The following is a 13,443-nucleotide window of genomic DNA, read 5'->3' as shown; positions in this document are numbered from 1 at the left end:
GTTCTTCGGGCATGAACGCGGCGTGTGTGCGGGCCGGTTGGTGCCGCCCGGGGGGCGGAGGCGGCTGAAGCCGCGGCAGTTCTGTCGCCCTGGAGGGGGACGAGGCGGTTCGGCCGTGTGGATACGGGAACGTCAGGCTTCGCGCATGTCGAGCACCACCTTGCCCCACGGGTGGCCGGACTCGACTTCGCGCAGGGCGGCTTCGGCCTCCTCGAAGCGGAAGACACCGCGGACCTGGGGATCGAGCCGGCCGTCCGCCACGAGCCGGGCCAACTCGGTGAGTGTGGTGGTCGAACTGTCGCGGGACAGGGGCCCGGCGCCGAACCGGGCAGCTGTCCCGGAGGCGGCGACCGAGAGGATCCGGCAGTTGGCGGAGAGCACCGCCGAGACGCTGTCCAGCGCCTCCCCACCCACGAGGTCGAGGATCGCGTCGACTCCGTTCGGCAGGTCCGCCTTGAGCTGTTTGCCGAGGTCGTCGGAGTCGTAGTCGACGGCCACGGCACCCAGCGATTCGACGAACTCCCTTTTGGCCGCGGAAGCGGTGCCGACGACCCGGGCTCCGGCGGCGCGTGCGAGCTGCGCCGCCACGACGCCCACGCCGCCGCCGATCCCCAGGATCAGCAGGGTTTCGCCGGCCGTCGGAGCGAGCCGGTTCACTCCGTCGTACGCGGTCACGGCCGCCACCGGCAGGACGGCGGCGTCGGTGAACGAGACCGCGGCGGGCTTCAGTGCCGTCTGGCTCGCGGTCAGCAGTGCGAACCGCGCATAGCCGCCGCAGCCCCGAGCGCTGGTGCCGAACACGGGGTCGCCCACCGCGAACCCCTCGACCCCCGCGCCGAGTCGCTCGACCACGCCCGAGACCTCACGCCCGAGCACGGCCGGCAGGTCGAGGTGGAGGAAAGCGCGGTGCAGACCGGCCCTGACACCCCAGTCCACCGGATTGACGCCCGCCGCACACACCTCGACGAGCAGCTCACCCCGCTCGGGCACGGGCTTGGGCAGATCGAGGAACCGCTGCATCTCGGGACCGCCGTAACCGGTGAATCCGTACGCCTCGGGCATGGCGAGCCTCCCTGACTCAGTGCGACTGCCGGGCCCACTGCCCGCAGAGCCGAATACTTTCCTCGGGGGTCGCCTGGGCGCCCCGGTCGACCTCGATGACCAGCCAGCCGCTGAAACTGTCGGGCAGCGCCGCCAGGGTCGCGGGGATGTCCACCGACGCGTGGCCGGGCTCGGCCCACAGACCGGCGAGGACCGTCTTCTGGTAGCTCCAGCCCTCGGCCCTTCCCCGCGCGGCCACTTCGGTGTGGAAGTCCTTGACGTGCATGCTCGCGACCCGGTCGCCGTAGTCGCGGATCAGACCGATGACATCGGCTCCGGCCCAGCCGAGATGGCCGATGTCCGGTCCGAAGGAGAGGACGTCCGCCGGGACGGTGTCGAGGATGAAACGGGTCTCCTCCTCGGTCTCCGCCCAGGTCCCGATGTGCGGGTGGAAGGCCGCGGTGACCCCGTTGGCCCTGGTGGTCTCGCCCATCCGCGCGAACACGTCACGCACCCGCTCCAGCCGTTCGGGGGTGGCCTCCGCACCCACCGCCGGGCGGTGCACCCTGGGTGCCTCCTTGGACATGCCCGTGGCCACGAAGACCGTGGGCAGGCCCAGTTCGGCCATCTGCGCGCTCATCCGCGCCGTCTTGTCGAGGTGCGCCCGCAGGCTCTCCTCGTCCTCGGGCAGCGGGCCCGAGATATAGCCCGGAGCGGGGGACAGACCGTGGTCCGCGAGCAGTTGTCCGTACTCGGGGGCCGTCATGTCCGCGGGCACCTCGGCGTGCACCGAGCGGATGCCCGCCTCCTGGATGACCTTGAGCCGCTGGGTGAGGGAGGGGGCCAGCGCGGGGTCGATCCAGCCGTCCTCGGTTGCTATCCACTGCAGGGGGTTGATGGCGATCTTCTCGGGGCTGATGGTCATGGGCGTCCTTCCCTTGGGGTTCGGAAGCGTCGAGCGGGTCTTGGACGAGTGGGTCTCGGAGGGGGCGGGCGTCAGCCGGAGAAGCGGGGTTGCGGGCGCTCGCAGGTGCTGTCGAGTACCACCGCACGGCCCTGCTCGGAGGACTTGTCGACCGCGCACAGTGCTTCGAGCACGTGGAAGGCGAACGGGGCGTTCGCGCGGTGCGGGCCACCCTCGACCGCGTCCGCGAGGTCCCGTACGCCGAGGCCGCGCCGGGCCTGCTCGCGGGTGCCGACGGCGCCGAACAGGCCGACGGCCGGTTCCAGCACCGTCCACTCGGTCTCGCCGTGCCGCCGGATGCGTACGTCGCCGTCGAAGTGGTTCGGGTTCGCCAGGGACAGCGTGCCCTCGGTGCCGTAGACCTCCATGAAGGGCAGGTCCGTGTCCCACACGTCGAAGCTCATCTGCGTCGTGCCGATGACCCCCGAGTCGAAGGTCAGTACCGCGCCGGCATGGGTGGGGACCGTGACCTCGATCGAGTCGACGGCACGCTCCGGCGCGGTCACCGTCCTGGTCGGCGCGCCGATCCGGCTCGCCGCGGCGACGGACCGGACCGGGCCCAGCAGGTTCACGAGGATCGCGAAGTAGTACGGCCCCATGTCCATGACCGGACCGCCGCCCGGCTGGAACAGGAAGCGCGGATCAGGGTGCCAGGTCTCGGCCTTGCTGTGGCCGATGAACGCCGAGGCACCGACCGGCACGCCGATCCGGCCCGCGTCGAGCGCCTTCCGGGCCGTCTGACTCGCGCTGCCGAGGAAGGTGTCCGGCGCCGAACCGAGCACCCGCCCGCTCCTGGCGGCCGCCGCGAGGACGGACCGGCCCTCCTCGACCGTTGTGGCCAGGGGCTTCTCGACGTAGACGTGCTTGCCGGCCTCCAGGGCGCTGATGACGGTACGGGCGTGGTGCACCGGCGGGGTGAGGTTCACGACGATGTCCACCGACTCGTCGGCGTACAGCTCCGTGGCGTCGCCCCAGGCCGGGATGGCGTGATCGTCGGCGGCTTGCTTGGCCCGGGCCGTGTCGATGTCGCCGACACGGACGATCTCCAACTCCGGGAAATGGGCGGCCAGACCGGTGACGTACCGGCCGAAGATGTTGCCGCTGCCGAGAATGCCGATCCGATGCGTCTGTTCGGCCATGGTGATGGACCCTCTCCAACCTGATGACAGGGGGGTGACGCCGCTGTGGGCGATGTGCGGTGCCGCGTATTCAAGGGCGGCGCGGAGGTCCCGGACGAGGCGCTCGGTCCGCTGAGCAGAACATTCGCAGCCTGGTTATCGAATCGTGATGAACGGGTGCGGTGGGGCGTCGGGTCGGCTGCCCGTTGCCCGGTCGGCCGACTGTGCGGGCGCTGGGCCACGTGTGCGGTTCTCGGAGTAAGGGTGAAAAAAGTGCACGTCAAAAGCCCATTCGAGACTTCTCTTGGGGCTGGTCGTCGGCCTTGAAGTCCTGGGTGTGGGCGACCTGACGGCGTGTGGGAGTCTCCGTGTGGAGGGGGTCTCGGGCGCACTGAAGTGGCCTGTGTGGCGCGGACCTGCCTCAGGAGAAGATCACAAGTCATTGACTCAGTGCTACGTCATTGAGATAATCCCGCGCTTTTTGAAGGGCGGTCGGCTGTCGCAGTGTGCGATGTCCACCTGAGCGTCATGTGTCGCATCACCTTCGTTTAGTTCGCGTGGTCGGAGCAAGACGCCGTTTTTAATTTTTTGCTCGGACTAAATTCGGCGGAAAGTGACCGACTGTCGTGGGGATGGGGTCCGTTGACGGTCGTGTCGTGACGAAAATAGGGTCCTGGATGTGCGTAAACCCGATGGATACCTGGCCGACACGGCGCTGCTCCCCGCAGTGCCCGTAGGACTGCCCAAAGTGCTGGGCCTCGTGGTGTCAGGCGAGGCGACCAGCCGTGCCGAGATCGCGCGGCGCAGCGGTCTGGCCCGGTCGACGGTCGGTCAGCAGATCGACCACCTCGTAGGACACGGCATCCTCCAGGAGAACGAGGCCGGCGAGTCGGTACGCGGCCGGCCGCCGCGCGTACTGACGCTCAGCCCGCGGGCGGGAACCGTCGTCGTCGCGGACGTCGACACCCTCGCGACGCAGGTCGCGGTCGCCGACCTCGGCGGACGGGTGCTCGCGCAGGAGACCGTGGGCGTCCCGGTCGGCGCGGGGCCGGAAGTCGTACTGAAGGCGGTGACCGAGCGGCTGCTGAATCTGCTGGAGCGGTGCGGGCGCGAGCCGGACCGGGTCCGCAAGGTGGTGATGGGCCTGCCAGGACCGGTCGACTCCCGACGAGGCTGGGCCGTACGGCCGACAGGGATGCCCGGCTGGGACGGCTATCCGGTGGCCGAGCGGCTGAGCACCGCGTTCCGTGCCCCCGCCCTGGTGGACAACGACGCCAACCTCATGGCACTCGGTGAGGCCGCCCGGGACGAGGTCGACACCCCGCTGCTCTGCATCAAGGTCGCCACCGGCATCGGGGCCGGAATCGTCACCGCCGACGGTGAGGTGTACCGGGGAGCGGACGGAGCCGAGGGCGACGTCGGCCACATCCGGGCTGTCGGCGGCGGGGACGTCCTGTGTGCCTGCGGCAACGTCGGCTGTGTGGGGGCGCTCGCCTCCCACCGGGCCGTCCTGCGGAGCCTGGGCATCCCCGAGTCGACCGAGGACGATCCGCTGTACGGCACCCACACACTGGCGGAGCGCGTCGCGAACAACGACCCGGCCGCCGTGCGTGCCCTGCGCCAGGCGGCCACCGGGATCGGCGAGTTGGCGGCGATGCTGGTCTACATGTTCAACCCGCGCACGCTGGTCCTCGGCGGCCCGTTGAGCGAACTGCGCGACGACATGCTCTCCGGGGTCCGTGCCGTGGTCTACCAACGCGCCCTGCCCCTGGCCACCCGCAAGTTGACCATCACCACGACTCAGCCCGGCGAGAACTCCGCGATCCACGGCGGCGTCGCCCTCGCCCTGCGGGACGTCTTCAGCGAGCGGGGAATCGCCCGGATGCTGGTCGACGACGCGGGAGTTGCCTGACAGCGGGGTGGGCGGCGTCGCTCAGGTTCAGCCCAGTCCGCAGCGATCGAGTGCGGCACGAACCCGGTTCAGTCCCGCCGCCCTCCAGTGTTCCCGGTCGGGCATCTGGTCGGCCCGGCGCCAGCGCCAGGCCGAGAACATCGCCCAGTTCAGGGCACGGCACCGGTGAATCAGGGCGTGGTCGGCCCCTGGACAGTGCTCTCCGACTTCTTCGGGCGCATGGGCGAGGTCGAACTCGATCGGCCCACGGCAACACGTGGCGAGGTCCACGAAAAGCGGTCCTCTCCTCGTGTTGAGGAGGTTGCCCGGATGAGGTTCGCCGTGCAGGAGCTGTTCGCCGGTCTTCGCGAAGGTGCTCAGTCCACTCAGGGTGTCGCTGAGAAGGGCCCGGTCGGAATCGGCCAACTCGGGGGACCGCTCCCGGTCGTTCACCTCTCTGAGCGCCGCGGCGACTCGGTCGGTGAAATGCGGTGCGTCCAGATCGATCCGGCGCAGGGCGGCATGGTGCCGCAGGAACGCATCCGCGTAGTCGGCGGGCGCGATCTCTGATCCCACCGGTTCGTAGTACGTCCAGAGCGAGACGGCGAAGGCATCACGCACATGGACCCGTGGTTCGACCCGGGGGTCGAGCCCGGCCACCGGAGCGTCGACCTCGGCGAGACGGCGGGCGACCTCCACCTCGAACTCGGAATCGGCCAGCTGCCCCGGAGGCGCGACCCGGGCCAGCACATCGCAGGGGAGCAGACGCAGCGCGACCCGGTCCGAGTTGTGGACGACGACCACCTCGTCGACCTGAAGGCCCAGCTCCGAAGCGGTGGCCCGTCCCGCCTCGACCGCGCGGCGAGGTTCCGACGGCTCCACAGCGTCCTCCCTCCTTCCTCAGTGCCGAGTCGGCGAAACATACCCGTCCGGCGACGACCGGAGACACCGCTTTTGCCCCGGGGTCAGGACGAGGGGGCCATGGATCCCCCGGGGGTACACCCGGGTTTCCACGGGCGCGCCCGGTACCCGCTTCGGACGAGGGTGGCTGGGTCACTGAGCCGGGGCCTGGCGCACGACGAGCCGGTCCCGGCGGAACAGAGCACCGGGATCGGGGAAGACCGTCATGCGCATGTCCAGCATCGATGTCGTGGCGGAGCCAGGCTCGTCGAGGGTGGGTGGGCCCGGGAACACCATGACGACCTCCGTTCGCTCCGGACCCGAGACGGCGGCGGACTTCGAACGGGTCCGCTCCCTGCTGTTCGGGATCGCCTACCAGACGCTGGGTCGTGCCGCCGATGCCGAGGACGTCGTCCAGGACGTGTGGGTCCGCTGGCAGGGCACGGACCGGGCACAGGTGCGGGACAGGGTCGCGTTCCTCGCGGCCGTCACGACACGCGTCGCGCTCAACGCGGCGACCTCGGCCCGCGCCCGTCGCGAGATCAGCGTTGGCGAATGGATTCCGGAACGCGAAGTGGCATCCCTCGATCCGGCGGGGGAGGCCGAACGAGGTGAGGCGCTCGCATGCGCGGTCCGGCTCCTCATGGAACGGCTGTTGCCCGTCGAACGCGCCGTGTACGTGCTTCGCGAGGCGTTCGAGTACCCGTTCCGCGAAATCGCCGAGATGCTGGGGATCAGCGAGGCCAACGCGCGGCAACTGGCGCTCCGGGCGCGCAGGCACCTCGCCGAACAACGGCACAAACCGGTGGACACGGCGGAGCGCGACGGACTGTTCGAAGCCTTCCGCGACGCGGCGCGAGCCGGCGACATGGCGCGCCTCATCGACCTGTTCCAGGGGCTTCGCACCACCTCGCCACCCCGATGATCCCTCTCGGTGACCGTGCCGCTACCGGCGGTCGAGGAGGCCTGGGTCACGCTCCGCGGGTGGCCGTCCGGCTGACGGCCCGGGCCGTGCGCCCGTGGTGCATGATGGGGACGACCCGAGTTGAAGATCAGGGTCTTGCTCCCTTGACCTGCACGGTGGTGGTGGATGTCGAGCAGCGCTCCTCGGCGCGGGCTGCGTGGCCGGCGTGGCGAGTGCGGGGTGCTGGATCAGCTGGTGACCGACGCCAGGGCGGGACAGAGCCAGGTGCTGGTGCTGCGCGGCGAGCCCGGGGTCGGCAAGTCCGCGTTGGTGGAGTACCTGGTCGGCGGCGCCACCGGGTGTCAGATCCTGCGGGCGACCGGCGTCGAGTCCGAGATGGAGCTGGCGTTCGCCGGTCTGCACCAGCTGTGCATGCCGATGATGGCGCGGCTCGATCGTCTCCCCGGACCGCAACGGGACGCCCTGGCCATCGCGTTCGGTCTGCGCGCGGGCAGCGCGCCGGACCGGTTCATGGTCGGTCTCGCGGTACTCAGCCTGCTGGCCGAGGAGGCCGACGAGCAGCCGCTCGTCTGCGTCGTGGACGACGCCCAGTGGCTCGACCGGGTCTCCGCGCAGACACTGGCCTTCGTCGCGCGCCGACTCCTCGCGGAACGGGTCGCACTGGTCTTCGCGGTGCGTACGTCGGCGATCGCCTCGGGCGACGACCCCTTGCTGGCGCTCCGGGAACTCACCGTCCGGGGTCTGCGCGACGACGACGCCCGTGCGCTGCTGGACTCGGTCGTCCCCGGCCGCCTGGACGAGCGCGTCCGGGACCGGATCGTCGCCGAGACCCGCGGCAACCCGCTCGCTCTGCTGGAACTGACCCGCGGATTGACGGCGGCAGAGCTGGCCGGCGGCTTCGGGCGCCCGGACGCGCGACCGCTGGCGAGCCAGATCGAGCAGAGTTTCCTGCGGCGCATCGGATCGCTTCCGGACGCGGCGCAACGACTGCTGCTGGCCGCGGCCGCCGAACCGGTGGGCGACGTACCGCTGTTGAGGCGGGTGGCCGAGCGCCTCGACCTCGGGGCGGACGCCGCGGGTGCGGCCGAGGCGGCGGGACTGATCGAGATCGGCGCACGGGTACGGTTCCGTCATCCGCTGGTGCGTTCGGCGGCCTATCGCGCGGCCGACCCCGGGGACCGCCGGGACGTGCACCGGGCGCTGGCCGAGGCGACCGATCCCGAGTTCGACTCGGATCGCCGGGCCTGGCACCGCGCCCACGCGGCGGTCGAACCCGACGAGGCCCTGGCTGGCGAACTGGAGCGATCGGCCGGCCGGGCCCAGGCCCGCGGCGGTATCGCTGCGGCGGCCGCGTTCCTGAGACGCGCGACCGAACTGACGCCGGACCCGGTCAGACGCGGAACGAGGGCGGTGGCGGCGGCACGGGCCGCCTTCGAGTCCGGAGCCCCCGACGCGGCGCTCGAACTTGTCGCCGCCGCGGAGATGGGCCCGTTGGACGAGGTCCAGCACGCCCGGCTCGCCCGGCTGCGCGGCCAGATCGTCTTCGCGCGCAGGCGCGGCGGCGAGGCTCTGCCGCTCCTGCTCGACGCGGCCGGCCGGCTGGAGGGGATCGACGACGGACAGGCGCGTGAGGCGTACCTCGAGGCACTCGGCGCAGCGGTCGTCGCGGGCCGCCTCTGTGGAAGTGGCGGCGTGCGCGAGGTGGCCGAGGCATCCCGCGCCGCACCGCGCGGACCGAGGCCTCCCCGGCTGGCGGACGCTCTGCTCGACGGCCTGGCGACGCGGTTCGTGGACGGCTACGTCGAAGGCGCGTCGCTGTTGAAGCCCTCGCTGCGGGCGATCCGGCGAACCGCCGGACGCGATGAGGACGACATCATGCGCTGGCTCTGGCTGACGTGGCTGGTCGCCGGCGACCTGTGGGACGACGAGACCTGGCACGAACTGACCACGCACGCGGTCAGGGTGGCTCGCGCGACCGGTGCGCTCAACTTCCTTCCGCTGGCCCTCTCCTACCGCGCCGCCGTGCATGTGCACGCCGGGGAGTTCGACCTCGCCTCGGCCCTGATCGACGAGTCCGACACCATCACGGAGGTGACCGGCAACTCGCCTCTCGGGTTCGCCTCGGTTCTGCTCATGGTCTGGCGTGGCGATCCTCGGGCGCCGGAGGTGATCCGGGCCGGCTCCCGCGATGCGACCGCCTGGGGCGAGGGACGGGCGATCGGTCTGGCCCCGTACCTGCTCTCGGTGCTGTACAACGGCCTCGGCCGGTACCAGGACGCCCTGGCCAACGCCCAACTGGCAGGGGAGTACGAGGATCTCGCGTGCACCGGGTTCTCCCTCGTCGAACTCGTCGAGGCGGGCGCTCGCAGTGACGCCCCCGAGGTGGCCGCGGCAGCCCTGCGCCGACTGGAGGAACAGGCCGTCGCCGCCGGCACCGACTGGGCCCTCGGCGTGCTGGCCCGGTCGAGAGCACTGCTCTGCGACGGCCCCGCCGCCGATCCGCTGTACCGCGAGGCCATCGCACGCCTCCGGCGCAGCCGGATCACCGTCCACCTCGCGCGCACCCATCTGGTGTACGGAGAGTGGCTGCGCCGCGAGAACCGGCGCGTCGACGCGCGCGAGCACCTGCGCACCGCCTACGAGATGCTGCACGGTTTCGGAGCGGGCGCCTTCGCCGAGCGCGCCCGCCGCGAACTCCTGGCAACCGGCGAATCGATACGGCAGCAGACGGTCGACATCCGTGAGTCCCTCACCGCACAGGAGGCTCAGATAGCCTGGCTGGCGGCTGACGGGAAGACGAATTCGGAGATCGGCGCCGAGTTGTTCATCAGCCCTCGCACCGTCGAATGGCATCTGCACAAGGTGTTCACGAAGCTCGATGTGAAGTCACGCAACAAGCTCCGCGGGGCGCTGGCGGCCCGCGTTTGACGGCGGGGGACTCCGACTGGTGCAGCGGCACCGGTCAGTCGCGGAGCAGCGCGCACACGAAGTTCTCCTCGACCTCGCGCAGCTTCTTCAGCAGCTGCGGCTTCGTCGCCTCGTTCACCTGGGTGGTGAGCGAGAACGTCAGCGACCGCTCGCCGTCCGGGGTCGCGGCGATCAGCTGGGTGTATCCGGGCGTGTTCCCGGTGTGGCCGAGGACGACCCCGCACCTGGTGGTGTAGCGGAAGATCGCCGCTCCGGCCTTGTTCGCGCCCGGGCCGGCCGGTTCCGAGGCGCCGTCGACCCAGCGGCGCTGCTCGCGCAGGGTCGCCCGGGAGATCAGCGCGCCGCCCGCGTAACCACGGATGAACCTGGTCATGTCCCGCGGAGTGGAGATGATCCCGCCCGACGCCCACACCCCCGAGGCCCCGATCAGCTCACTGATGTCCTCCGGTACGGCCGGCGGCTCGACCGGGACGTCGTAGCCGCGCATGTACGGCTCCGGCATCTCGAAGCCCTGCGGCAGGCTCGTGTCGCGCAGGCCGAGCGGACGGTAGACCAGCCGCCGCAGCAGCTCCTCGTAGCGCACCCCGGTCACCGCCTCGGCCATCAGGGCCACGGCGATGTTGTCCGAGTTGGAGTACTGGTACCGCGAGCCCGGGCGGAACAGCAGCCGCTGGCCGGCCACGAAGTCGAGCAGCCGCCGGGAGTCGAACCGATGATGCGGATCGGCCTGGAGGATCGCGAGGAACTCCGGACTCCGGCTGTAGTCCGGCAGGCCGCTGGTGTGGGTCAGGAGCTGGCGCAGGGTCACAGCGCGCCAGGCCCGGGGGAGCGCGGGCAGTCGTCGGCCGATGGTGTCGTCGAGCCCTAGTGCGCCCCGGTCCACGAGCCGCAGTGCCACGGCGCCGCTGAACGCCTTCGCCGTACTGGCGATCCGCATGTGGTCGGTCGGTTCGATCGGCCTGCCGGTGTCGAGGTCGGCGGTTCCGGCCCGCAGGATCCGGCGGGACTCGCCTCGCTGGAGCACGGCGATGACACCGGGCGGGCCACCCGGGGCGCGGACCAGCTGTTCGAGCTGGCTCCGCAGGGCGCGGTCCGTGGTGGAGCCGGGCGGGTCGGCTTCGGCCGGTGCGGACACCAGGGCCGCCAGACAGGCGCCGGCCAGCACGGCACCGACCGGTAGACGCAGACGGCGGGAGAGACGGGGCAGCGGCATGGGATCTCCTTGGACGGGCTGGGAGGCCGGGGCACGCCCAGCATCGGCCGCACGACGCGCGGCTGCCTGTGCCGCTGCTGCATACGGCGGAGCCGGCCGTCCGGACGGGTCGTTCGCCGTGGGCGACGGTTTCCGCCGCGGAAGCGATGAGTTTCGGGTGCGTTCCCGGTCCACCCAGGTGTGAGTTTCCGAGCAGCTGAGGAGAAGCCGATGCCTGAGACGACTCTCGACCTCGGGCCGCAGGCCCTGATCGTGGCCCGCCTCGCGGCCGGAGTGAAGGACGAGCAGCTCGACGGCGCGACCCCTTGTCCGGAGTACGCGGTGCACCACATGCTCGGACATCTGCTCGGGCTGGCCACCGCCTTCCGCGACGCGGGACGCAAGGATCTCGGCGCCACCACCGACACGGCTCCGGACACCTCGGTGCCCGACATCGGGCCCGGCTGGCGCGAGACCCTGCCGAAGGTGCTCGACGAACTCTCCGAGGCCTGGCGCGACCCGGCGGCCTGGACCGGCGAGACCCGGGCGGGCGGCATCACACTGCCGGGTGCGATCGCCGGGTTGGTGGCGGCGGACGAACTGGTCATCCACGCCTGGGACCTGGCGCGGGCCACCGGCCAACGGTACGAACCGGACCGGGCCGCGCTGCGAGCGTCGTACGACTTCCTCGAAGCCTCGGCCGAGGATCCGTCCCGCGGTGAGATCTTCGGCCCCGTGGTTCCGCTGCCCGGCGATGCGCCCCTGCTCGACCGCGCGGTCGGCCTGAGCGGCCGCGATCCGGGCTGGAAGCCATGCGCTCCGCCGGATGTGCCGTGATGGGTTGTGTTTCGGCTGCGGCGCCGTCGTGGCTGGTCGCGCAGTTCCCCGCGCCCCTTGGCGGCGTCGCCGAACTCTCGCTATCCGGTGCGCGGGCCGAGGAACAGTCCGCCGCTCGCGTCGATGACCTGTCCGGTGATCCAGCGTGCCGCGTCGGAGGAGAGGAAGGCGACCACGTCGGCGACGTCGTCGGGGCCGCCCAGCCGATCGAGCGCCGTCGTTGCGGCGATGAGTTCGACGAGGCCCGGCGCTTCGAAGGACGATCCGTTGGTCGCCGTCCGAGTGGCGCCGGGAGCAACCGCGTTCACCGTGATCCCCCGGACCCCGAGCTGGTTGGCCAAGGTCATGCTCATCGTCTCGACCGCGCCCTTCGTCATGGCGAAGGACGTCTGGGCGGGGTTGGCCATCCGGGTCGCCACGGACGAGATCGTGACGATGCGGCCACCGTCACGGAGCAACGGCAGCGCTCGCTGGATGATGAAGTACGGCGCTCGCACGTTCACCGCGAAAAGGTGGTCGAACTGCTTCCTCGTCGTGGCTCCGAGCGGGCCCGCGGGCGCGGCCGCCGCGTTGTTGACCAGGATGTCGAGCGGCCGCCCGGCCAGACCGGCCTCGACTCCGGCGAAGAGCGTCTCGACGTCGTCGTCCACGCCCAGCTCCGCCCCGACCGCGAACGCGGTCCCACCGGTACGTTCGATCTCCTCGACCGTCGCCGCCGCACCGGCCTCGTCCGTACCGAAATGCACGATGACCACGGCCCCCTTGGCCGCCAGCCGGGCCGCGATCGCCTGCCCGATGCCGCGCGACGCTCCCGTCACGAGAGCCGTCCTGCCGGTCAGATCACTCATGTCCACCACCCCGTGATGTGAGTGACTATCAATCTGGTAGTCACTACCACTCCGGTAGGGTCTACCACATGCCCGACCAGCACTCAACACTGCGAGAACAACGTCGAGCCGAGACACAGCGTGTGATTCAGGCGCACGCGGTACGGCTGTTCACCGAGCGCGGATACGACGCCACGACCGTGACCGACGTCGCCAAGGCCGCGGGCGTGTCTCCCATGACCGTGTACCGGCACTTCCCCACCAAGGAAGACCTCGTGCTCGTCGACCAGAACGGTCGGCTCGTCGCCGAGCGGATCGTCGCGTCGTCCGCCGCGCAGCCCCTGGCCCGCCGCATCGGCGGCGCGCTCATCGAGTCGGCCACGACGTTGACCAGTGGCGGCCACGGAGACGACCCGGCGGCGAACGAGCGGTTCCTGCTCGCCCGCCTCCGGCTCATGATCTCGACGCCGGCCCTGCGGGCCAGGCACCTGGACAACCAGTACGCCCTTCAGCAGGCGATCGTCGACGCCCTCGGGGGCGATGCCGCCGACCCCGACACGACGTTCCGCGTACACGCGGCGGCCAGTGCCTGCCTGGCCGCCATGCACACGGCACTGGTGCGCTGGGCCGAGGGCGACGGGCGGCCCGAGCTGCCGGAACTGATCGCGAAGGCGCTCGCCGCGGCCTTCGGCGACGACATCGTCGACACCTCCCCGGACGCGTGAAACGGCACCAGGATCACCCCCCGCTCGCGCGAGGGTGACCCTGGTGCCGTAGGGCCCACCGGGCCCCTGCCGGGACTGCGGCCCCCCAAGGCCGA

At 71.1% G+C, this 13,443-nt stretch carries 12 protein-coding genes; 5 read left to right on the top strand and 7 right to left on the bottom strand.

The genetic code is table 11. The annotated features are described in order from the left end of the window. Positions 1-132 precede the first annotated feature (132 nt). The 3 genes from ACFYXF_RS01125 to ACFYXF_RS01115 all read right to left on the bottom strand — a co-directional run bounded on the left by ACFYXF_RS01125 (position 133) and on the right by ACFYXF_RS01115 (position 3,144). Complete coding sequence (locus ACFYXF_RS01125) at positions 133-1,062, bottom strand: NADP-dependent oxidoreductase (RefSeq protein WP_389346758.1); 930 nt, start codon at positions 1,060-1,062, stop codon at positions 133-135. A gap of 16 nt (positions 1,063-1,078) precedes the next feature. Continuing rightward, positions 1,079-1,966 (bottom strand): sugar phosphate isomerase/epimerase family protein, encoded by an 888-nt coding sequence (locus ACFYXF_RS01120; protein ID WP_389346756.1) that lies wholly within the window; start codon positions 1,964-1,966, stop codon positions 1,079-1,081. A gap of 71 nt (positions 1,967-2,037) precedes the next feature. After that, positions 2,038-3,144, bottom strand: a complete 1,107-nt coding sequence (locus ACFYXF_RS01115; protein ID WP_389346754.1) for a Gfo/Idh/MocA family protein — start codon at positions 3,142-3,144, stop codon at positions 2,038-2,040. 658 nt (positions 3,145-3,802) lie between these two features. Between ACFYXF_RS01115 and ACFYXF_RS01110 the strand changes: the two genes are divergently transcribed. Next, positions 3,803-5,035, top strand: a complete 1,233-nt coding sequence (locus tag ACFYXF_RS01110; RefSeq protein WP_389346752.1) for an ROK family protein — start codon at positions 3,803-3,805, stop codon at positions 5,033-5,035. Positions 5,036-5,062: 27 nt separating this feature from the next. Here ACFYXF_RS01110 and ACFYXF_RS01105 read toward each other — a convergent pair whose 3' ends face one another. Further along, on the bottom strand, positions 5,063-5,896 hold the full coding sequence (locus ACFYXF_RS01105) for a phosphotransferase (RefSeq protein WP_389346750.1): 834 nt from the start codon (positions 5,894-5,896) through the stop codon (positions 5,063-5,065). Between the two features lie 171 nt (positions 5,897-6,067). After that, on the bottom strand, positions 6,068-6,211 hold the full coding sequence (locus ACFYXF_RS01100) for a hypothetical protein (protein ID WP_389346748.1): 144 nt from the start codon (positions 6,209-6,211) through the stop codon (positions 6,068-6,070). Here ACFYXF_RS01100 and ACFYXF_RS01095 point away from each other — a divergent pair. Both ACFYXF_RS01095 and ACFYXF_RS01090 read left to right on the top strand, forming a co-directional pair. Next, positions 6,210-6,839 carry a sigma-70 family RNA polymerase sigma factor gene (locus tag ACFYXF_RS01095; protein ID WP_389346746.1) on the top strand — a complete coding sequence of 210 codons (630 nt, stop codon included), beginning with the start codon at positions 6,210-6,212 and terminating at the stop codon, positions 6,837-6,839. The two genes, ACFYXF_RS01100 and ACFYXF_RS01095, sit on opposite strands and share 2 nt — an antisense overlap. Positions 6,840-7,004: 165 nt before the next feature. Next, positions 7,005-9,767 carry a LuxR C-terminal-related transcriptional regulator gene (locus ACFYXF_RS01090; RefSeq protein WP_389346744.1) on the top strand — a complete coding sequence of 921 codons (2,763 nt, stop codon included), beginning with the start codon at positions 7,005-7,007 and terminating at the stop codon, positions 9,765-9,767. Positions 9,768-9,801: 34 nt separating this feature from the next. Here the strand turns inward: ACFYXF_RS01090 and ACFYXF_RS01085 are convergent, their stop codons facing one another. Then, entirely contained in the window at positions 9,802-10,980 is a 1,179-nt protein-coding gene (locus tag ACFYXF_RS01085) for a serine hydrolase domain-containing protein (RefSeq protein ID WP_389346742.1), read from the bottom strand. Between the two features lie 210 nt (positions 10,981-11,190). On the opposite strand from ACFYXF_RS01085, the gene ACFYXF_RS01080 reads away from it, so the two are divergent. After that, entirely contained in the window at positions 11,191-11,796 is a 606-nt protein-coding gene (locus ACFYXF_RS01080) for a TIGR03086 family metal-binding protein (protein ID WP_389346740.1), read from the top strand. 80 nt (positions 11,797-11,876) lie between these two features. On the opposite strand, the gene ACFYXF_RS01075 is transcribed toward ACFYXF_RS01080, so the two are convergent. Next, positions 11,877-12,644 (bottom strand): SDR family oxidoreductase, encoded by a 768-nt coding sequence (locus ACFYXF_RS01075; RefSeq protein WP_389346738.1) that lies wholly within the window; start codon positions 12,642-12,644, stop codon positions 11,877-11,879. A 122-nt stretch (positions 12,645-12,766) separates the two neighbouring features. Here ACFYXF_RS01075 and ACFYXF_RS01070 point away from each other — a divergent pair, with 122 nt between their 5' ends. Beyond that, positions 12,767-13,348 carry a TetR/AcrR family transcriptional regulator gene (locus ACFYXF_RS01070; protein WP_389346736.1) on the top strand — a complete coding sequence of 194 codons (582 nt, stop codon included), beginning with the start codon at positions 12,767-12,769 and terminating at the stop codon, positions 13,346-13,348. The last annotated feature ends 95 nt before the right edge of the window (positions 13,349-13,443 follow it).

The organism is Streptomyces sp. NPDC002680, from assembly GCF_042889145.1.
Classification (GTDB): domain Bacteria; phylum Actinomycetota; class Actinomycetes; order Streptomycetales; family Streptomycetaceae; genus Streptomyces; species Streptomyces adonidis.
Note: the sequence above shows the minus strand (reverse complement) of the source record. Positions and strands in the feature narration are given on the sequence as shown.

Excerpts from the sequence above, each read along its gene's own strand:
- ACFYXF_RS01125 (WP_389346758.1), bottom strand. The coding sequence starts at position 1,062 with ATGCCCGAGGCGTACGGATTCACCGGTTACGGCGGTCCCGAGATGCAG.
- ACFYXF_RS01120 (WP_389346756.1), bottom strand. The coding sequence starts at position 1,966 with ATGACCATCAGCCCCGAGAAGATCGCCATCAACCCCCTGCAGTGGATA.
- ACFYXF_RS01115 (WP_389346754.1), bottom strand. The coding sequence starts at position 3,144 with ATGGCCGAACAGACGCATCGGATCGGCATTCTCGGCAGCGGCAACATC.
- ACFYXF_RS01095 (WP_389346746.1), top strand. The coding sequence starts at position 6,210 with ATGACGACCTCCGTTCGCTCCGGACCCGAGACGGCGGCGGACTTCGAA.
- ACFYXF_RS01100 (WP_389346748.1), bottom strand. The coding sequence starts at position 6,211 with ATGGTGTTCCCGGGCCCACCCACCCTCGACGAGCCTGGCTCCGCCACG.
- ACFYXF_RS01090 (WP_389346744.1), top strand. The coding sequence starts at position 7,005 with ATGTCGAGCAGCGCTCCTCGGCGCGGGCTGCGTGGCCGGCGTGGCGAG.
- ACFYXF_RS01085 (WP_389346742.1), bottom strand. The coding sequence starts at position 10,980 with ATGCCGCTGCCCCGTCTCTCCCGCCGTCTGCGTCTACCGGTCGGTGCC.
- ACFYXF_RS01080 (WP_389346740.1), top strand. The coding sequence starts at position 11,191 with ATGCCTGAGACGACTCTCGACCTCGGGCCGCAGGCCCTGATCGTGGCC.
- ACFYXF_RS01075 (WP_389346738.1), bottom strand. The coding sequence starts at position 12,644 with ATGAGTGATCTGACCGGCAGGACGGCTCTCGTGACGGGAGCGTCGCGC.